Consider the following 19,142-nt stretch of genomic DNA (forward strand, 5'->3'; position numbering starts at 1 on the left):
CGGGGTGATTATGGTTGCTTAGATATGTTTTAAAACGGCTTGCCTTTGCGGTATTGACGCTGTGGGTTCTGATTACGCTGACGTTCCTCCTGATGCATATGCTCCCGGGCGATCCATTCGTAGGCGGCAAGGCGCTTACGGACAGCGCGAAAAATGCGCTTTACGCCAAATATGGTCTCGATCAGCCGGTGTTTGTTCAATATCTCAAGTATCTGGGCAATGCCGTTCAAGGAGATTTCGGCGATTCGATGATCTATACCGGCAAATCCGTGAGCAGCATTTTGTTCCAGGCGTTTCCGTTCTCCTTTGATCTGGGTATCCGGGCGCTGCTGTTCGCGGTTATCGCAGGCATGATGCTGGGAATCATTGCCGCGCTGAAGAACGGAAAAGCATGGGATACCGTATCCATGCTGATTGCCGCCATCGGCATTTCGGTACCAAGCTTTATTCTCGGAACGCTGCTGCAGTATTTCGTGGCGCTGAAGCTTTCGGGGTACACCAGCGAGACGTTCGGGTTCAGGCTGCTGCCGATTGGCGGCTGGTCCTCGGAGGCCCATAAGATTCTTCCTCCCTTTGTGCTCGGATTAAGCGCTTTGGCGATTATCGCGAGAATGATGCGGACCAGCCTGCTCGATGTGGCGAACCAGGATTATGTAAAAACAGCCAAAGCAAGAGGGCTTTCGCAGCGGCAGCTCGTTATCCGCCATATGCTGCGGAATGCCATCATGCCGGTAATGACAGTGCTGGGGCCGCTTACGGCTTCGGTGCTGACAGGCGCTTTTGTCGTCGAGAATATCTTCAACATCCCCGGAATGGGCAAGTATTTCGTGAACAGTGTCCAGACCAATGACTACACGATGATCGCGGGAACAACGATGTTCCTTGGAGCCTTTTTGATCGGTGCGAATCTGCTGGTGGATTTGTCTTACACACTGGTTGATCCCAATGTCAGACTATTTAAATCGAAAGTGTGAGGATATGGAGTACAAAGCGGAATTATTTGAGAGGGTTGGACCTTCGGAAGAAGCGCTGTCCAGCCCGGGACAACAGGCGCCAAGCTATTGGAAGGATGTCTTCAGAAGGCTGAGGAAAAGCAAAGTCGGCATGACCTGTCTCTTTATTTTGCTGCTGCTGGTATGCGGAGCGGTCTTCATTCCCCTGCTGAGCCGGTTCTCCATTGCCGATCAGGATCTGACCAGAACCAATCTGGGATTTATGACGGACGGACATATCTTTGGAACAGACAAGCTGGGCAGGGATGTGTTCGTCCGGGTATGGTACGGCACACGGATCTCGCTGACCATTGCCTTCTCGGCGGTGCTGATTGATCTGATTGTAGGTTTGATCTACGGAGGCGTGTCCGGCTATTTCGGCGGCAAGCTTGATGAACTAATGATGCGTATTCTGGACGTTGTTGTCGCCATCCCTTACCTCATCATCGTGATCCTGCTGATGATCGTTCTTGAGCCTGGTGTGACCACGATTATTATCGCCTATGCTACTGTCGGCTGGACCGGAATGGCCCGGCTGGTGCGGGGGCAGGTTATCCAGCTCAAGGAAAGGGAGTATGTCCTAGCCTCCAGATTGCTTGGCGCGGGGGCATGGAGAATCATTCTGCGGGGACTGATTCCCAATACGCTCGGCATTGTCATCGTCAATCTGACGCTGACGATCCCCTCCGCGATTTTTACGGAAGCGTTCCTCAGCTATATCGGCCTGGGGGTGCAGATTCCGCTGGCCAGTCTGGGGACGCTGGCTTCCGAAGGGACCGAGAGCTTTCAGGTGTACCCGGAGCTGCTGTTTATTCCAGCGCTGTTTCTATGCATCACCATGCTAACCTTTAATTTGCTGGGCGACACTCTCCGCGACCTGATTGATCCAAAACACAGAGAATAGAGGGATGGCGAATGGGAGATTCACGGCGAACGGTAGTATCCGTCAAGGATCTTCGGGTTTCGATTGATACCAGTGACGGCGAGCTTCAGGCAGTAAGAGGGGTATCCTTCGATATTGAGGAGGGGGAAGCCCTGGTCATCGTCGGCGAGTCTGGCTGCGGCAAGAGCGTTACGGCCCAAACAATTCTGAAGCTGAATCCGATCCCGCCTACTCATATCAAGAGCGGTGAGATTATGCTGGACGGCTGCGACATTGTTCAAGCGGATGAGAAGACGATGCGTAAGATCAGAGGGTCTGTTGCCGGGATGATCTTTCAGGACCCTATGACCTCGCTGAACCCGACCATGACCGTTGGGCGGCAGATTGGCGAGACGCTGGAGATTCATCAGAAGACGGCAAAGAACGAGCTCTTCAAAAGGGCTGCCGATCTTCTGGACGCGGTCCGCATTCCCGGCGCGGCGGAGCGGGTCAGGCAGTATCCGGGGGCGTTCAGCGGCGGAATGCGGCAGCGGGCGCTCATCGCAGCCGCCATTGCCTGCAAGCCCAAGCTGCTCATCGCTGATGAGCCGACAACGGCGCTGGATGTCACGATTCAGGCGCAGATTATTGATCTGCTGCGGAGCATCCAGAGGACGAACGGAATGTCCATCCTGCTCATTACGCATGATTTTGCCGTGGCTGCAAGCATTGCCCAGCGGATCGCCGTCATGTATGCCGGCAAGATCGTTGAAATCGGCACGGTGCGCGAGATTTTTCATAATCCGAAGCATCCGTATACCTGGGGGCTGATGAATTCCGTGCCAAGCCCGGACCAGGACCCAAGCAGCGAGCTGCAGACGATAGGAGGTACGCCTCCGCGTCTGGTCAATCCATCCCCTGGCTGCGGCTTTGCAGCAAGATGCCCTTATGCCATGCGGATTTGCCTCGAGGCTGAGCCTGAGGAGCAGGAGGTGGCGGAGGGCCATAACTGTGCCTGCTGGCTGCTTCATCCAGGCGCTCCGAAGGTAGACAGAGCGGTGAAGGAGGGGACCCTTGTTGCAAGATAAAGAGATATTGGTCAGCGTAAAGGGACTTAAGAAATATTTCGCCATTGGCAGCGGGAAGCTGCTGAGAGCGGTCAATGATGTGGACCTGGAGATTCGCAGGGGAGAGACGCTCTCGCTTGTCGGCGAAAGCGGCAGCGGCAAATCGACACTCGGCAAGGCGCTCCTCGGCGTGTATCCCCCAACAGAGGGAACCATTGATTATGCGGGCAAGCCGCTCGCGGTCAAGAGCAGAAAAGAACGGCTGGCCTTCTCGAAGCGTGCGCAGATGATTTTTCAGGACCCCTATGCCTCTCTGAATCCACGCAAGACTGTCGCCGCCATTATTGGCGAGGGCCTCGACATCCACGGCCTGTACCGCGGCAGCAGGCGGATGGAACGGATTCATGAGCTTCTTGATCTGGTGGGGCTGAGGCGTGAGCTGGCCGGCCGCTACCCGCATGAGTTCAGCGGCGGGCAGCGGCAGCGTATCGGCATCGCCCGCGCGCTTTCGCTGGAGCCTGAGTTCATTGTCAGCGATGAACCTATCTCCGCGCTCGATGTGTCTATTCAGGCCCAAATCGTGAATTTGCTGAAACGGCTGCAGAAGGAGCTCTCGCTGACGCATCTCTTCATTGCCCATGACCTGAACATGGTCCGTTATATCAGTGATCGTGTGGCGGTGATGTACCTGGGGGCAGTGGTTGAGGTGGCCGACAGCAAAACGATCTATGAGAAGCCGCTCCATCCGTATACGCAAGGGCTGATCTCGGCGGTACCCGCCGCCGACCCGGATATTGCCCAGAGCGCAGAGAAGGATTATCTGAAGGGGGAAATTCCAAGTCCGGCCAGTGTCATTCCGGGCTGTGCATTTTGTACCCGCTGCTCCAAGGTGATGGAGGTGTGCCATACCGTCAGGCCGAAGCCTGTCGAGGTGGCTCCCGGTCATACCGTTGCCTGCCATTTGTATCCGGGGGGCTGAGGCTGCTATGCATCTAATTAGGGAGGAGTGGTGGAGGGGAAGTTTGGAACTGGAGGAGCGCTAGCGTCCGCCTTTGTCTGCGGATTTCCACCGTGAACAACGGTATAAATTGAAGAAATCTGCAGACAACAGCGGCCGGAAGTCCAAACATTCCCCGCAATCACGGCCAAATCCCGAAATGGAAAATCACTATATCAGTTGAACTAAAGAAAACATAAAAAGGGCAGAAGTGACGGAGGGGAAGTTTGGAACTGTAGGAGCGGTAGCGTCCGCCTTTGTTCACAGATTTCAACCGCGATTAGTGGTTTCCAATCAAGAAATCTGTGAACAACAGCGGCCGGAAGTCCAAACATTCCCCGCAGTTACGACCAGACCCCGAAATGGAAAATCTTTTGAAGTAAATAACACACATAGAAAGGATTGATTTACATGCTGTTCGAACAATTGACCCAGTTGTCCGGCTTAAGCGGATATGAGAGTAAGGTACGAGATTTCATCCATGAACAGGTGCTTCCGTATGCAGATGAAATAACGACTGATGCCATTGGCAACCTGATTGTGTTCAAGCGGGGGACTGGCGAGAACAAAAAAAGGATTATGGCTGCGGCACATATGGACGAGGTTGGCTTTCAGGTGATCAAGATCGAGAAGGATGGGCTTATCCGGGTGAAATTTCTGGGATATTCCCATGTGCGAACCGCCCTCATGTCCAGGGTGGTATTCACAAATGGAACGGTTGGGGTAGTCTGCAGCAGTGTGCCTGCGGATGACCTGAAGCATTTCACCCAGCTCTACATTGATATCGGCTTGTCCAGCGAAGCCGAGGTTAAGAAATATGTCAACGTCGGTGATAATGCAGTCTACGTGGGCGGGTACACGGAGCTCAGCGGCGGCAATGTCGTGTCGAAGGCCATCGACGACAGAGTTGGCTGCTATATGATGATTGAGGCGCTTAAAGGTCTTGATACCTGCTATAATGACGTCTATTTTGTCTTTACGGTGCAGGAGGAGGTTGGCTGCCGGGGCGCTGTCACCTCCGCTGAGCGGATCAAGCCTGATATCGGCCTTGCCGTGGATATTACGCCGGCCCATGACCGGCCCGGAGATTTGACCGGCAGCAATACGGTCGGTGCGGGGGCGGCTATCAAAGTATCGGATACCTCGGTCATCTGCGACGAGGAGCTGGTGGCTACGCTGGTGAAGTGCAGCAAGGAGCATCAGATTCCGTATCAGCTTGATGTGATTTATGTCGGCGGCACGGATGCCAGCTCGATCAACCAATCGAGCTTTGGTGTTAAGGCTGCAGGTCTTTCGGTCGTGACCCGCTATCCGCATACCGCGAATACGCTCGTGAACATGGGGGATGTGGAAGCCTCCATCAAGCTGCTGAAGCTGTTCGTCAATGAAGTCTTCAGCTTCTGAGCGTGCTCCGCTGTGGAGCAGAAGCTACCTGCTGGTCATGGCTGCCAACTTCGCGGTGCTTACCGCCATCAGCATGCTGATGAGCACACTGCCGCTATACGCCAAGGAAATTGGCGGCAGCAATACGATGTCAGGGCTTGTTGTAGGAATCTATGCCTTCTCGGCCTTGCTGTGCCGGCCGTTTATCGGGGCGCTGCTGGATGCGAAGGGACGCAGGCCGGTTCTCCTGGCGGGAGGATGCATATTGCTTGCCGCCTTTCTGTCCTTTCATCTGGCAGCCTCTATCACGGTGCTGCTTGTGATCCGTGTACTGCAGGGGGTGGGCTTCAGCGCCCACTCCACCTCGGCCGGCACGATGATTGCGGATGTGATTCCGCGCTCAAGGCTTACCGAAGGCATTGGCTATTATGGCATATCCAATACGCTGCCTACTGCTTTCGGTCCTTCGCTCGGACTGTACCTGATTAAGCAGCATGGATATGACGCGCTGTTCACTAGCGCTTCCGTACTTACGGCAGTTGGACTCCTGCTGATCCTGTTCATCAACTACGAAAAAGGCATTATTCGTGACCCCGGCATGGCTCCAGCCCGAAAGGACACCGTACTCATTGAGAAATCCGCCCTGCTCCCGGGTTTGGTGATGTTCTTTATCACCCTGGGTCTGGGTGGCATCATTACCTTCCTGCCGCAATTTGCAGCGGAGCGGAGCATCACCGGCATCGGCGCTTACTTCACGGTCTATGCATGCGCACTGCTGGCAAGCAGACTGTTCTCCGGCAGGCTGGCTGACCGGGCCGGGCCGAACTGGGTGGTTGGTCCGGGCGTGATCCTGATTGCCGTCTCATTTGTTATTTTGGCATATTCTCATTCACTCGCAGTCTCTCTGCTCTCGGCGGTAATGTTCGGACTTGGGTTCGGCAGTGTACAGCCGGCGATGAATGCTGTAGTGATCCGCAACGTGAAACCTGAACGCAAGGGTGCAGCCAGCGCGGTATTTACCGCCGCTATGGATACGGGCATGGGTGCCGGATCTATCCTGTGGGGTGTGATGTCGCAAAGCTGGGGATTTACGAGTGTATATCTTACCTGCGGCGCTTGTGCAGTGATGTCCATCATCGTGTATCTGAAGTTTATAGCCGTTTCCCGAAACAAGCCGGGGGAATTCAGGCATCATCCATCGCACCGGCAGCGGTAAAGGGGATATAAATATGTATGCGTTTTCAAATAAAGTATCTTCACTTAAGCCTTCCGCAATCCGTGAACGAATGAAATTCATGAGCAAGCCGGGAGCCATCTCCTTTGCGCAGGGCAATCCCTCCCCGGAGACGCTGCCCTATGAGGCGCTTCAATCCATATCGGCCTATATGTTCAACAGCAATCCTGCTTCTTTTCTGCAATATGGCTTGACGGAAGGTTATGCCCCGCTCCGCCAGACACTTAAGGACCGTTTGCAAAAGCGCTTTTCCTGCGGAGAGGAATTTGATGAGCTGATTATCGTCTCCGGAGCGCAGCAGGGCATTGAGCTGGCATGCAAAATGTTCTGCAACGAAGGGGATGCGATTGTGTGCGAGAATCCGAGCTTTATCGGCTCGCTTAACGCTTTCCGCTCCTACAATGCGCAGCTCCTTGGCGTCGATATTGAACCGGATGGGATCAACATAGAGCAGCTTGAAGAAATGCTCAAGACACACGATAATATCAAGCTGCTGTACACCATTCCCAATTTTCAGAATCCGACGGGAGTCACGATGTCCCTTGCGAAGCGCAAGGCCGTCTACGAGCTGGCGAAGCGTTACGGCGTTATGATTCTGGAAGACAATCCTTACGGCGAGGTCCGTTTCCACGGAGAGGACATTCCCAGCATCAAGTCGCTCGATACCGAAGGTATTGTCATCTATGTGGGTTCTTTCTCCAAAGTGCTCTCCGCCGGAATCCGGGTAGGTTATGTGCTCGCTCCGCTGGAAATTGCACAGAAAATGGTGGTCGTCAAACAAAGCGCCGATGTGCATACGAATCTGTTCGCGCAGGTGCTGGCGGAAAGGTTCATGAATGACTATAACTTCGATGGACATATAGCGATGCTGCAAAAGATTTACGGGCGCAAATGCGATCTCATGCTCTCCTGCATGGACGAAGGCTTCGGGGACAGAGTTACTTACAACAAACCTGAAGGGGGCTTGTTCATCTGGTGCAACCTTCACCAGGACATCAATCCGGCTGAATTCTCCGCCAAATGCGCTGAGCTTGGGGTGACCTTCATCCCCGGCAATATGCTGGCTGTTTCACCTACGGATTGCACCGATGCGTTCCGGCTCAATTTCTCCACCCCGAGCGATCAGCAAATCGTTGAGGGAATCGGGAAAATGGCGTCTGTGCTCAAGGCTCTGAAGAACTGACAGGAGGATTAACATGATTATTTCGACAGTACATCTTAATGATGAGGTTCGCCGTATGGTGCTGGAGCAGACGGGAGAGGAAATTGCCGTGTGCAGCAAAATTTCCGAACTTCCTGAGGAGCAGCTTATCCTTGCGGACGTTATCATTGCCAGAAACGAGCTGTTTGAGGCGGAGATTCTGGAAAAATGCATAAATCTCAAGCTGCTCTATATTATGAGCGCCGGTGTGGACAAGCTGCCCTTCCCGGAGCTTCGGGCACGGGGAATCCGTGTCTGCAATGCAAGCGGCATTCACGGGCAGCAGATGACGGAGCATGCGCTGGGGGCCATGATTGCCTTCAGCCGCGATATCAGCGGCAGCATCCGCAATCAGGCCAAGCGGAAATGGGGCGACTACAGCCGCCTGGGCGAGCTGGCGGGCAAGACGCTGTGCATTATTGGCGCCGGCCGGATCGGCAAGGAGATTTCCAAGGCGGCATCCGTCTTCGGCATGCGGGTCATCGGCCTCAAGCGGTTTGCCTCTCCGGTTGAGGGCTTTGAGCAGGTCTATGATATGAGCAGGCTGCATGAAGTGCTCGGGCAGGCTGATTACGTGATTTTGCTGACGCCGCTTACGAAGGAGACCGAGAATTTAATGGGCGCGCGGGAATTTGCCGCGATGAAGAAGACGGCAGTATTTCTGAATCTGTCGCGCGGAGAGACAGTAGACGAGGCAGCGCTGATCGCAGCGCTCCGCAGCGGTTTGATCGCCGGCGCGGCACTGGATGTTTTCCGGCAGGAGCCGCTGCCGGCTGAAAGTGCACTTTGGAATATGGAGAATGTGATCATTACTCCGCACAGCGCCGGTATTACCCGGAATTATGTGGAAAGCTCCATCCGGCATTTTGTGAAAAATCTGCTGCTGTTCAGAAGCGGGCAGGAGCTGCTCAGTCCCGTCGATCTTGTGGAATGCTATTGATGCAGAGAGCATGGGAGCAGGGCGGAAATGAAGGAGGAAGCAGTCGTGCGGGAACAGATTGAGTATTATTTCGCCGAGCGTAGAAGCGAGTTCATCGAGAACATCAGGAAGCTGATTGCTGTCCGGAGCGTCAAGGGTGACGCGCTTCCGGGCAAGCCGTTTGGAGAGGGGCCGGCAGAAGCCCTGAAGCTGGCGCTTGAGCTGGCCGACGGCCTCGGGCTTCGCACCGCTAATGTCGAGAATTATGTCGGCACGGTGGAGGTCAATGACAAAGAGGCCAAGCTGGGCATTCTCGCCCATCTGGATGTTGTGCCGGAAGGCTCTAATTGGACCTTCGATCCGTATGCGGGAACGGTTCTGGATGGGAAAATCTTTGGAAGAGGGGCGACCGATGACAAGGGGCCGGCAGTTGCGGCATTGTACGCACTCGCTGCTGTGAAGGAACTGGGAATTCCGCTGAAGTCAGGCGTCAGGCTTATTCTCGGAACAGATGAAGAGAGCGGCTTCGGGGATATTCGCTACTACTTCTCCAAGCACCAGGCACCGCCGCATCTCTTTACACCGGACGGCGAATTTCCGGTGCTGAACACAGAGAAGGGCGGGCTTCACACTTCGTTTGAAGCGGAATTTGCCGATGAAGGGCTGCTGCCGGCCATCGTGTACGCCAAAGGCGGTTCCCGTTCCAATGTCGTGCCTGCTGAAGCTGAAGCGGTCATTGAAGGATTGGATCATGTGGTCATTGAAGCCTATGCCCGTGAGATCGGGAGGAAGACAGGGGCAGCATTCAAGGTCACGGCACTGGAGGACGGACAAGTGAAGCTTGCTGCCGAAGGAGTAGGGGCACATGCTGCGGGTCCGGCACAAGGAATTAATGCTGTGACCGCCCTGATTGCGCTACTGACGGAGCTTCCTTTCCCCGACAGTGCAGGCTTTCGTGCACTGCGGAGCCTCGCGCAAATCTTCCCGCATGGCGATTATTACGCCCAGGCGGCGGGAATTGCGATGCAAGACGAGGTATCTGGAAAGCTTACGCTGAATTTCGGAATCTTCGATTTTACGCCGGTGAAATTGTACGGATTCCTGGACTGCCGCACTCCGGTCTGTGCCACCGAGGAGAACACGATGTTTGTTCTGGCAGAGAAGCTTGCGGCGTCCGGCATTCAGTTGGAACGTTCGGGATTCACCAAGGCGCATCATACACCCGCGGACTCACCTTTTGTTCAATGCCTGCTGGCGGCTTACACTCAGTACACCGGACTTCAGGGCAGTTGCCAGTCCATCGGCGGCTGGACCTATGTGCATGGCATCGAGGGAGCCGTCTGCTTCGGACCGACCATGCCGGACTTGGACATGCAGATACATGGAGCAGATGAATTTGCGATTATAGACGATCTGCTGACTGCGGCCAAGATCTATACACAGGTGATCATTGATATATGCGCTGAGGAATAACGTGGCCTAGCTGGCATCACGGCTATTGGCATTCGATCTTTAGGCGCACAATACATCGGCGGCAAAGCCCCTGCCCGGTGCTTGACTAATCACAAGATCTGGGCGGGGTTTTTGGATTAGCACTCAAGACTGATTCCGGTAAGCTTCGGGTGTGAGTCCAGTGCTCTTTTTGAACAGGCGGAAGAAATACTTCTCATTCTCAAAGCCCAGGGCATTTGCTATGATGTATACTTTGTCGTCGGTGGATTTTAACAAAGCTTTGGCGTCTTCAATCCGCAGTTTGTTAATGAAATCCGTGAAATTCTCTCCGGTTTTCTCCTTGAACAAATAACTTAAATAACTCGAGTTCATAAAAAATAAAGAGGAGACCTTCTCCAAGGTCAGATCCTGCAAATAGTTTCTGTGAATATAAACCTTCACGTTATCAATCACATTCGGTGAAGAATAAGGGGTGCTGTCTTTAAGCAATTCCGCCAGGTCTGGCAGCACATTTATAAAATACTGCCGGATTTCCTCCGGGTCAAATGATGTATTAAGTACAGTCTCCATGCTGGAAGAACTCGTTTGGTAAGCAGTATCCGGAAGACGTAATCCGAGCAATTGTTTGATTTCCGCAGCCAGTTCCCGGCATTGGTGCTTGAGCTGGAATAGTGTGGCGCTCGGCAACTGCATATAAAAAGTAAAGAAATCAACGACACTTTCCCTAACTTTCGAGGAATGTCCTGCTTCCAAATAGAACATCAAATCCCCGGTCTTATTCCATAAAGGCATTTCCGAAGGACGGTCTTCTGCGTTGTACAGGAATACGGAGCCGAAATCCATGATCCCCTTTCTATTCATTGCGCTTAAGCATTCCTTCTGCGCCTGATTTAATTCACCCATATTGGACCTAGCGGCGCTGAGACCCGCAAATACTTTATTATAGGGAATCGAGCGCAGCGGTTCGAGCAATTGATCGGCGGAATGAAGCGCGAAGCTGGTGTCCATTCCTTTATAGGTAACCCGCTCATAAGAAGCGAATACCACGAATACCAAATGTTCGTTCACCGGGTGCGGGACTGAAATGTAATTTTCATGAATGCCACCTTCAAAAAGCTTCGAATCTATCTGCGCGGAACTATATACAGTCAGCAGAACATAGTAACTTGCAGCCGCAAAGCGGTTCATCTGCTCGGACTGAAAAGACAGGGGTTTGCCTGTATGATCATCCAGGATAAGATGCAGCAGCTTTTGCTGATCCAGCTGATTCCGTAATTATCACGCAGGGTGTATGGATCTGGAATGATTACTTTTTCAATATGATCTTCATTACCAAAGCTTCGCAATCCCCGCTGCCGCTGGCTATGCTCGGTTTCATGGGCGACCAGCAGAACCCTACACAGTGGAATGTGCTGTTCGCCGCCTGCTTCCTGTGCGCACTGCCGCTGCTCATCGCATTTACCTTCATGCAGAAATATTTTGTGGGCGGGCTTACCGTTGGTTCAGTAAAGGGTTGATCTGCTTATTGATGAATTTTAATTAGGAGGCTGGATGATGTCCCAAGCCATTCAACAGCAGGTAGCAGTGAGGATTGAGAAGAATGAAGCTTTTGCCCAGGTGGCAGATCGGCTTATTCCTGAATTATTCCATGAGGTCTGCCGTCCGCAGCATTTGATTAAAGTTATAGCCGATGAAGAAGCTGTTCATGGATGGAGAACGGAGGTTGTAGGGCCGGCAGATGAGTTGCAGGCACTTGTCCTTGGGAAAGGGGATGAGGTGATTCTTGATTTCGGCAAACATTTGGTAGGCAAGCTGTCGTTTCATATTGAGCCGGACGGAAGTCCGCCCGATTCGCCGCTGTATTTAAAGGTAACCCTGGGAGAGATGCCGGTTGAAATGGGGGAAGTTTTTTCCGAATACAATGGCTGGTTAAGCCGTTCCTGGCTGCAGGAGGAGACCTGTCACCTGGATGTGCTGCCTCACACACTGCATATGGAGCGCCGCTATAGCTTCAGGTATTTGAAGCTTCAGGTAATCGACACCTCTGTGAAGTATAAGGTGATCTTCGATAATGTCTACTGCACTACCGTTACGTCGGCCTCGCGCGGGCTGATTGCTCCGCTGAAGCATCCGGACGAGGAGCTTGGGCGAATTGATGAGGTTAGCATCAAGACGTTGGAAGACTGCATGCAGGAGGTTTTTGAAGATGGGCCTAAGCGGGACCGCAGACTTTGGCTTGGTGATCTGCGGCTGCAGGCGCTCGCCAATTACGAAACATTCAAAAATTACGATTTGGTCAAACGCTGCCTGTATCTTTTTGCCGCGTATCCAACAGATAAAGGGCTGATTTCGGCTAACCTGTTCATGAAGCCAGCGGTCATTCCCGATGATACCTATCTGTTCGACTATTCGCTCTTTTTTGTTGCAACGCTGAGTGACTATTATGAAGCCACGCAGGATATAGACACGCTTCGTGAGCTGTGGCCAACCGCATGTCGGCAAATCGAATTGTCGCTGGAACGGATTAATACGCGTGATATCGTACAAGACGATGAGACGTGGTGGGCATTTGTTGATTGGAAGGATCAGCTCAGTAAAGTAGCCTCCGCCCAGGCGATTCTAATCTATAATATGAAGTCGGCACTGCAGCTTGCGGCAATACTGGAGGATCACAATCAAGAGTTCCTTAAGGTGAGAATTGAACAGCTCACAGCGGCAGCATTGCAATTTCTATGGAGTGATACAGAGCACTGCTTCGTGAGCGGAGAACAACAGCAAATCTCCTGGGCCTCGCAAATCTGGATGGTACTGGCCGGTGTATTGGATGAAGCGAAAGGGAAAGAGCTGCTTGTGCGTCTGCTTGAGGAGAAACCCGGTTTATCCTTGACCACTCCTTATATGATGCATCACTTGATTGAGGCCTTGATCCAGGTTGGCGAACGGGAAAGAGCAACGCTGGAGATCAAAAAATATTGGGGACAGATGATTAAAGACGGAGCGGACACCTTCTGGGAGCTGTATGATCCGGAGAACAAAAATTTCTCTCCTTATGGAAGTTACTTAATCAACAGCTATTGCCATGCCTGGAGCTGTACACCGTCTTATTTTATCCGTAAATATCATTTATAACGGCTTAATTTGAACTGATGATGGAAGATGACAGGCCGGCAAATTTGCAAAAAACAGGTGAGGCATGCTGATATATGGCGTGCTTCACCTGTTTTTTTGGCAGTAGTCCAGTTAATCAGACAAAAGGAATACCGGCTCTATTGAAGATTCGTTTCAATTGTTCCTCCTTCTCTTCACTCCAAGGGCTTGATGGAGGAAGACTGAAGGTAGGGACAGGAATACCTGACAACCGCACGGCTTCTTTGATCGAGGAGATAAAGGGCTCATCCAGACTGTACAGCGGCGGGATCTCAATAACCTTCCGGTGATATTCAAGCATCTCTGCACAATCGTTATTCTGGAAGCTGCTGTACACACCGAGCATAAGCTGCGGGGCAAAATTGGCGCTGGCTGCAATGGCTCCGGCTCCCCCTGCCGCAAGGGTAGGCAATAAATATTCATCAAATCCGCAGAATACAGCGAACGCCGGATTCACCTCTTTTACCTGCATAATCATCTGGCGGATATGGCTTAGCTGGTCTACCGTTTCCTTGATTCCGATAACATGGGAATAACGTGCCGCAAGGCGGCTGACAAAGGCAGGACTCAAATCCTGGCCGGTAAGCGCGGGAAAGTTGTACAGCATCAGGGGGAGCTCTGACGCTTCGGCAATGGCGGAATAATGCGAGAATAAGGCTTCCTCACTCAGCTTGCAGTAGTAGGGATTGATCACGACAACGCCGGTGGCGCCGCTTCTGGCAGCATGCTGAGTAAGGCGGATAGCTTCGGAGGTAGTGTTGCTGCCCGTTCCAATCCAGACCGGAAGGCGTCCGTCCGTACAATCAATACAGAACTTCGCAATTTCCTCCCGCTCCTCTGCGCTGAACTGGCTGAATTCCCCGGCTGTTCCCAGGAAGAAGAGACCATGTACACCCTTCTTAATCAAGCTGTCGATTAGCGTCTTCATTCCAGTGCGGTCAAGTTTCCCTTTTTCATCCAAAATAGTAGGTACAGGGGGAATGATTCCTGCATTTGCATGAATAAGATTCATTTTATTTTTGCCTCCTAGTTTGTTATTATAAACATGAGATTATTATATTGAACTAAAAACGCTTTATCAAATGGTTTTTAAGAGAGGAGCTTGAGGCTTGGACCGAAAATATTGGGTTCCCGCTCTGGAGAGGGCGGATTTGATTCTTACGGCAATTTCCAAGAAGCCAGGGGAGTATAAGCTGATGGATCTGTGTGAAGCCACGGGCATCAATAAAAGCTCGATGTTTTCTCTTCTGCGCACGATGGAAGCATTGGCCTGGGTGAAGAAGGACGAGAATGAGGCATACGCGCTGGGAGCGGGGGTTTCTTATTACAATACGGTTTTTAATGAATCCCGTAAGCAGAACATTAATCTTGTGGAGCATTTTCTGAAGCTCTCTTCGGAGAGTGCCAAGAATGTTGGTGAAACCTTCCAGTTATCTGTGCTGGACCGGAGCGAAATCCTTTATTTGGCCAAGCAGGAAGGTGCTTCGCTGGTAAAATTGGAGTCCAGCCCAGGGATGCGGTTCCCGGCACATGCGACAGCGATGGGCAAGATGATGCTCGCCATGCTTCCTTTGGAAGAGCTCGAAAGACGATATCCAGACAGAGCTTTAGCACCGGTCACTGCACATACGGTTACGGATTGGAATGAATTCATCGCAGTATTGGCCGCTATCCGCAATAACGGGTACGCTGTGGATCAGGAGGAGGTCATTAAAGGAATCTGCTGTGTGGCTGCACCGGTTCTTGATGCTTCCGGGAATGCTGTTGCGTCAGTGAGCACCTCGATGCTGCAGCACGCTTATGCCGACAAACAGGAGGCTGCGGTAACGGAAGTTGTTCACCTTGCCAAGAAATTATCTTCTTAAAGAGAGAAGGGTTCAGAGTGGAAATGAGCTTGCAAGAGATCATGCGGGAGGCCCCGGATAAGTCTGCTCCTGTACATACAGCCGCGAAAGGCCCCACAGGCAGCCTCCCCATTACAGGTGAGGTGCTGCGCAGCGCCCCGAGCGGTGAAATATTTGGAATGACCCAGAATGCCGGAATGGGCTGGAACCCGCTCCTCTTGAATCTGCCGCAATATCTCATCTTGGGCACGATGGGGGGAATACGGCGGGAGGACGGCAGTCCGCTGGCCCTTGGTTATCATACAGGCCACTGGGAAATCGGTGTGATGATGGAGGAAATTGCCCGGGAAATCACTGACAATCAGGGCATTCCGTTCGCCGGTTATGTCAGTGATCCCTGCGATGGCCGTTCCCAGGGAACGACGGGCATGTTCGACTCTCTCCCGTACCGGAATGATGCGGCCACGGTGCTGCGCCGGTTAATCCGTTCTCTGCCAACGCGTAAAGGAGTGCTGGGTGTAGCCACCTGCGATAAAGGGCTGCCTGCAATGATGCTCGCGCTGGCCGGAATGCGTGATCTTCCGGGGATTATTGTGCCCGGGGGCGTTTCTCTTCCTCCGGTCCAGGGAGAGGATGCAGGTAAAGTGCAAAGTATCGGCGCGAGATTCAGCAATGGAGAGCTGTCTCTGGAAGAGGCCGCAGAGCTGGGCTGCCGTGCCTGTGCCACTCCGGGAGGGGGATGCCAATTCCTGGGGACTGCCGCAACGGCCCAGGTCATTGCCGAGGCGCTCGGGATGGCGGTACCCCATTCTGCTCTGGCTCCCTCAGGACAGCCTGTGTGGATGAATATAGGCCGTCAATCCTTCCGCGCGCTGCTGCATATGGACCAAAGCGGAATCGTAATGAGGGATATTCTTACGGATCAGGCGATAGCCAATGCCATGGTGGTTCATGCGGCATTTGGAGGTTCTACCAATCTGCTGCTTCATCTGCCGGCAATTGCACATGCCGCAGGGCTGAGGATTCCATCGGTTGAAGATTGGAATCGGGTGAACCGTAAGGTGCCGCGTCTGGTTAGTGTGCTTCCTAACGGACCCGTTCCGCATCCGACAATCCGTGTTTTTCTTGCCGGAGGAGTTCCTGAGGTTATGCTGCATCTGCGGCGGCTGGGACTGATCGACGAATCGGTGCTGACGGTTACCGGGAAGACGCTGGGAGAAAACCTGGACTGGTGGGAGACCTCACAGAGACGGATGGAAATGCGCAATCGCTTGAGAGAGGCGGATGGCATTGATCCCGATACTGTTATCATGAGTCCTCAGGACGCCAAGCGGAATGGCCTTGCTTCCACAATGACGTTTCCAACCGGCAATCTGTGCCCGGAAGGTGCGGTGATCAAATCGGCGGCGATTGATCCGGCGGTTCTAAGCGGTGAAGGCATTTACCGTCATGTGGGGAGAGTGAAGGTTTTTACTGCGGAAAAGGATGCGATCAGAAGCATTAAGGACGGTCTCATTCATGCAGGGGATATTCTTGCCGTCATCGGACGCGGCCCCAGTGGAACAGGAATGGAAGAGACGTACCAATTGACGTCCGCGCTGAAGCATTTGCCCTTTGGGAAGCATGTTACTCTGATCACTGATGCACGTTTCTCCGGTGTGTCTACGGGGGCCTGCATCGGCCATATGGGACCTGAAGCGCTGGCCGGGGGACCGCTCGGCAGACTGCGGGATAATGATTGGGTTGAAGTGCTCGTCGATACTGTCAGGCTTGAAGGAAGCGTGAATCTGGTTGGCGAGGGTGAACAGCCTGAATCGCGGGAGGTAGGAGACAGAATCCTGGCCTCCCGCACTCCGCACCCGTCCCTGGCCGTCGATCCGGGCTTGCCGGACGATACCCGGCTGTGGGCAGCGCTGCAAGCGGCCAGTGGCGGAACCTGGCAAGGCTGTGTCTATGATGTTGATAAAATTATTGCCGTCCTAGAAGCGGGACAGCAGGCATTGGGGTGGAGATCATGAGCAGAAGTCTGATTCAGAATCCTATTCTACGCGGGTTTCATCCGGACCCGTCTATTTGCAGAGTGGGAGAGGATTATTATATTGCCACATCTACATTTGAGTGGTTTCCCGGAGTGCGGATTCATCATTCCCGTGATCTTGTGAACTGGAGGCTGCTTACGCATGTGCTGACCCGCAGCTCGCAGCTCAATATGGAGGGTGATCCCGACTCCGGCGGAGTCTGGGCTCCTTGCCTTAGCTACGACGCAGGGACATTTTATCTGGTGTATACCGATGTCAAGAGCAGACAGGGAGCGTTCAAGGACACCCCCAATTATGTAGTAACAGCCTCCAGTATCGAAGGACCTTGGTCAGAGCCTGTCTATTTGAACAGCAGCGGATTTGATCCCTCCCTGTTTCACGATGCTGACGGGCGCAAATGGCTGGTTAATATGCGGTGGGACCATCGGACCGGGAACAACAGCTTTGCCGGAATTGTCCTGCAGGAATACTCGCCAGAGCTGAACAAGCTGACCGGCCCGGTGCTGCCTATCTATAAAGGTACAGCTCTCGGGCTGACGGAAGGTCCCCATCTGTACCGGAAAGACGGCTGGTATTATCTCATTACGGCTGAGGGAGGCACCCAGTATAACCATGCAGTGACCGTAGCGCGGGCGCGGCAAATCGAAGGACCTTATGAAACCGCTCCTGACAATCCGGTGCTGACCTCAGCCGGGGACAGGGGACTAGAGCTGCAAAAGGCCGGGCACGCCTGCCTCGTTCACACGCATACAGATGAATGGTATATGGTCCATCTGTGCGGCCGTCCCGTGAAGGATAAGTACTGCAATCTGGGCAGAGAGACAGCGATTCAGCGCTGCGCCTTCACAGCGGATGGATGGCTGGCCCTTTCCGGTGGAGGGAACCAGCCTTTCCTTACGGTAGAAGGCCCGGATATGCCTGCGCATCCCTTTCCAGCACCCCCGGAGAGAGATGATTTTGACGCCCCGGAGCTGGATGTCCGCTGGAGCACCTTGCGTGTTCCTGCCGATGAGTCCTGGCTCTCCCTGCAGGAGCGGCCCGGCTACTTGCGCTTGAGAGGAAGAGAGTCCATGAGCTCCCTGCATCGCCAGAGCCTGGTTGCCCTGCGCCAGCAGGCTTTCTGCTGCAGTGCTGAAACAAGCCTAGAGTTCGAACCGGAGCATTTTCAGCAGATGGCCGGACTGATTGTCTATTATGATACGAAGGATTACGTGTATTTGCGAATCACTCATGATGAAGAATTAGGCAAATGTCTGGGGATCGTTCGTTCCATGGACGGAGTGTACGACGATTCTATGTTTGAGCAGATTCCACTGCCCGCCGCAACAAGCTGCAAGTTAAAGGTAGTAATCAACCGGGAATTTGCACAGTTCTATTACTGTATCGGTGATACAAGCTGGGAGAAGATTGGCCAGAGCATGGAAATCTATCATTTATCCGATGATTTTCCGGCTTATATCAGGTTTACAGGCACCTTCATCGGGATGTGCGCCCAGGACCTAAGCGGCTCCTGTCATTTTGCTGATTTTGATTATTTTGAATACAAGGAGCACAAATAATAGAAATCTGGTGATTAGAGCCCTGTTCATTCAGGGCAATCGTTTACGCCCTGCGTTCAAATTTCAGGAATAAATAGCGTTCACCCTGGCTGCTGGAAGACTGAAGTGGGGTCTCTCCACTTCAGTTTATCCTGCGCCAACAACAGCATTATTGCTTTTATTTCCAGTCGTTCCTCCCGATCCTGCTCCAACAACGGTATTATTGCTGTTATTTCCGAGCGTACCACCCAATCCTGCTCCAACAACGGCATTATTGCCGTTATTTCCAGCTGTTCCCTTCGATCCTGCGTCAACAACAGCATTATCTCCTAGGCCCCCTAATGAAACTGGAGAGTTGCCCCCCAATTTATTACACTGAAAGAAGAGGGAGGCGAGTTTCATGAAGAAGAGAAAAGCCTATGAGGAAATCCGACTCGAGATTGTGAAAGAAGCACTCTCTGGGATCA

17 protein-coding genes are annotated in these 19,142 nt (G+C 52.9%); 14 read left to right on the forward strand and 3 right to left on the reverse strand.

The features are described from left to right. Positions 1 to 14 precede the first annotated feature (14 nt). The 9 genes from AC0LWN_RS30895 (at position 15) to AC0LWN_RS30935 (ending at position 10,128) form a co-directional block, all read left to right on the forward strand. Complete coding sequence (locus tag AC0LWN_RS30895) at positions 15 to 974, forward strand: ABC transporter permease (protein ID WP_474672165.1); 960 nt, start codon at positions 15 to 17, stop codon at positions 972 to 974. 4 nt (positions 975 to 978) lie between these two features. Beyond that, the gene (locus AC0LWN_RS30900; protein ID WP_474672167.1) at positions 979 to 1,896 is read left to right on the forward strand and encodes an ABC transporter permease; all 918 of its coding nucleotides are present in this window, start codon (positions 979 to 981) and stop codon (positions 1,894 to 1,896) included. Positions 1,897 to 1,907: 11 nt separating this feature from the next. Continuing rightward, positions 1,908 to 2,942: an ABC transporter ATP-binding protein gene (locus AC0LWN_RS30905; RefSeq protein WP_474672169.1), complete on the forward strand. Its 1,035-nt coding sequence runs from the start codon at positions 1,908 to 1,910 to the stop codon at positions 2,940 to 2,942. Then, positions 2,932 to 3,900 carry an ABC transporter ATP-binding protein gene (locus AC0LWN_RS30910; RefSeq protein WP_474672195.1) on the forward strand — a complete coding sequence of 323 codons (969 nt, stop codon included), beginning with the start codon at positions 2,932 to 2,934 and terminating at the stop codon, positions 3,898 to 3,900. The genes AC0LWN_RS30905 and AC0LWN_RS30910 overlap by 11 nt, the downstream gene beginning before the upstream one ends. Before the next feature lie 429 nt (positions 3,901 to 4,329). After that, the gene (locus AC0LWN_RS30915; RefSeq protein ID WP_474672171.1) at positions 4,330 to 5,322 is read left to right on the forward strand and encodes a M20/M25/M40 family metallo-hydrolase; all 993 of its coding nucleotides are present in this window, start codon (positions 4,330 to 4,332) and stop codon (positions 5,320 to 5,322) included. Next, positions 5,303 to 6,517 (forward strand): MFS transporter, encoded by a 1,215-nt coding sequence (locus AC0LWN_RS30920; RefSeq protein WP_474672173.1) that lies wholly within the window; start codon positions 5,303 to 5,305, stop codon positions 6,515 to 6,517. Before AC0LWN_RS30915 ends, AC0LWN_RS30920 begins: the two co-directional genes overlap by 20 nt. Positions 6,518 to 6,530: 13 nt before the next feature. Beyond that, entirely contained in the window at positions 6,531 to 7,718 is a 1,188-nt protein-coding gene (locus AC0LWN_RS30925) for an aminotransferase-like domain-containing protein (RefSeq protein WP_474672175.1), read from the forward strand. Between the two features lie 13 nt (positions 7,719 to 7,731). Then, complete coding sequence (locus AC0LWN_RS30930) at positions 7,732 to 8,676, forward strand: D-2-hydroxyacid dehydrogenase (RefSeq protein WP_474672177.1); 945 nt, start codon at positions 7,732 to 7,734, stop codon at positions 8,674 to 8,676. A gap of 27 nt (positions 8,677 to 8,703) precedes the next feature. Further along, the gene (locus AC0LWN_RS30935; RefSeq protein WP_474672179.1) at positions 8,704 to 10,128 is read left to right on the forward strand and encodes a Sapep family Mn(2+)-dependent dipeptidase; all 1,425 of its coding nucleotides are present in this window, start codon (positions 8,704 to 8,706) and stop codon (positions 10,126 to 10,128) included. A 123-nt stretch (positions 10,129 to 10,251) separates the two neighbouring features. Here AC0LWN_RS30935 and AC0LWN_RS30940 read toward each other — a convergent pair whose 3' ends face one another. Next, positions 10,252 to 11,154: a helix-turn-helix domain-containing protein gene (locus tag AC0LWN_RS30940; protein WP_474672197.1), complete on the reverse strand. Its 903-nt coding sequence runs from the start codon at positions 11,152 to 11,154 to the stop codon at positions 10,252 to 10,254. A gap of 272 nt (positions 11,155 to 11,426) precedes the next feature. On the opposite strand from AC0LWN_RS30940, the gene AC0LWN_RS30945 reads away from it, so the two are divergent. Continuing rightward, positions 11,427 to 11,624 (forward strand): ABC transporter permease family protein, encoded by a 198-nt coding sequence (locus AC0LWN_RS30945; RefSeq protein ID WP_474672181.1) that lies wholly within the window; start codon positions 11,427 to 11,429, stop codon positions 11,622 to 11,624. 34 nt (positions 11,625 to 11,658) lie between these two features. Continuing rightward, a complete protein-coding gene (locus tag AC0LWN_RS30950; protein WP_474672183.1) occupies positions 11,659 to 13,236 on the forward strand; it encodes an alpha-L-rhamnosidase-related protein in 1,578 nt (525 codons plus the stop codon). 115 nt (positions 13,237 to 13,351) lie between these two features. Here AC0LWN_RS30950 and AC0LWN_RS30955 read toward each other — a convergent pair whose 3' ends face one another. Beyond that, on the reverse strand, positions 13,352 to 14,266 hold the full coding sequence (locus AC0LWN_RS30955) for a dihydrodipicolinate synthase family protein (protein WP_474672185.1): 915 nt from the start codon (positions 14,264 to 14,266) through the stop codon (positions 13,352 to 13,354). Positions 14,267 to 14,363: 97 nt separating this feature from the next. Between AC0LWN_RS30955 and AC0LWN_RS30960 the strand changes: the two genes are divergently transcribed. Genes AC0LWN_RS30960 through AC0LWN_RS30970 form a run of 3 tightly spaced genes read left to right on the forward strand, consistent with a single transcriptional unit; the run spans position 14,364 to position 18,696 of the window. Then, entirely contained in the window at positions 14,364 to 15,119 is a 756-nt protein-coding gene (locus tag AC0LWN_RS30960; RefSeq protein WP_474672187.1) for an IclR family transcriptional regulator, read from the forward strand. 17 nt (positions 15,120 to 15,136) lie between these two features. After that, positions 15,137 to 17,116 carry a YjhG/YagF family D-xylonate dehydratase gene (locus AC0LWN_RS30965; RefSeq protein ID WP_474672189.1) on the forward strand — a complete coding sequence of 660 codons (1,980 nt, stop codon included), beginning with the start codon at positions 15,137 to 15,139 and terminating at the stop codon, positions 17,114 to 17,116. After that, a complete protein-coding gene (locus AC0LWN_RS30970) occupies positions 17,113 to 18,696 on the forward strand; it encodes a glycoside hydrolase family 43 protein (protein WP_474672191.1) in 1,584 nt (527 codons plus the stop codon). The genes AC0LWN_RS30965 and AC0LWN_RS30970 overlap by 4 nt, the downstream gene beginning before the upstream one ends. Positions 18,697 to 18,776: 80 nt before the next feature. Here the strand turns inward: AC0LWN_RS30970 and AC0LWN_RS30975 are convergent, their stop codons facing one another. Further along, entirely contained in the window at positions 18,777 to 18,998 is a 222-nt protein-coding gene (locus tag AC0LWN_RS30975; RefSeq protein WP_474672193.1) for a hypothetical protein, read from the reverse strand. Positions 18,999 to 19,142: the final 144 nt, after the last annotated feature.

Source organism: Paenibacillus sp. sgz302115 (assembly GCF_056120445.1).

Excerpts from the sequence above, each read along its gene's own strand:
- AC0LWN_RS30900 (WP_474672167.1), top strand. The coding sequence starts at position 979 with ATGGAGTACAAAGCGGAATTATTTGAGAGGGTTGGACCTTCGGAAGAA.
- AC0LWN_RS30905 (WP_474672169.1), top strand. The coding sequence starts at position 1,908 with ATGGGAGATTCACGGCGAACGGTAGTATCCGTCAAGGATCTTCGGGTT.
- AC0LWN_RS30915 (WP_474672171.1), top strand. The coding sequence starts at position 4,330 with ATGCTGTTCGAACAATTGACCCAGTTGTCCGGCTTAAGCGGATATGAG.
- AC0LWN_RS30920 (WP_474672173.1), top strand. The coding sequence starts at position 5,303 with ATGAAGTCTTCAGCTTCTGAGCGTGCTCCGCTGTGGAGCAGAAGCTAC.
- AC0LWN_RS30925 (WP_474672175.1), top strand. The coding sequence starts at position 6,531 with ATGTATGCGTTTTCAAATAAAGTATCTTCACTTAAGCCTTCCGCAATC.
- AC0LWN_RS30930 (WP_474672177.1), top strand. The coding sequence starts at position 7,732 with ATGATTATTTCGACAGTACATCTTAATGATGAGGTTCGCCGTATGGTG.
- AC0LWN_RS30935 (WP_474672179.1), top strand. The coding sequence starts at position 8,704 with ATGAAGGAGGAAGCAGTCGTGCGGGAACAGATTGAGTATTATTTCGCC.
- AC0LWN_RS30945 (WP_474672181.1), top strand. The coding sequence starts at position 11,427 with ATGATCTTCATTACCAAAGCTTCGCAATCCCCGCTGCCGCTGGCTATG.
- AC0LWN_RS30950 (WP_474672183.1), top strand. The coding sequence starts at position 11,659 with ATGATGTCCCAAGCCATTCAACAGCAGGTAGCAGTGAGGATTGAGAAG.
- AC0LWN_RS30955 (WP_474672185.1), bottom strand. The coding sequence starts at position 14,266 with ATGAATCTTATTCATGCAAATGCAGGAATCATTCCCCCTGTACCTACT.
- AC0LWN_RS30970 (WP_474672191.1), top strand. The coding sequence starts at position 17,113 with ATGAGCAGAAGTCTGATTCAGAATCCTATTCTACGCGGGTTTCATCCG.
- AC0LWN_RS30975 (WP_474672193.1), bottom strand. The coding sequence starts at position 18,998 with ATGCTGTTGTTGACGCAGGATCGAAGGGAACAGCTGGAAATAACGGCA.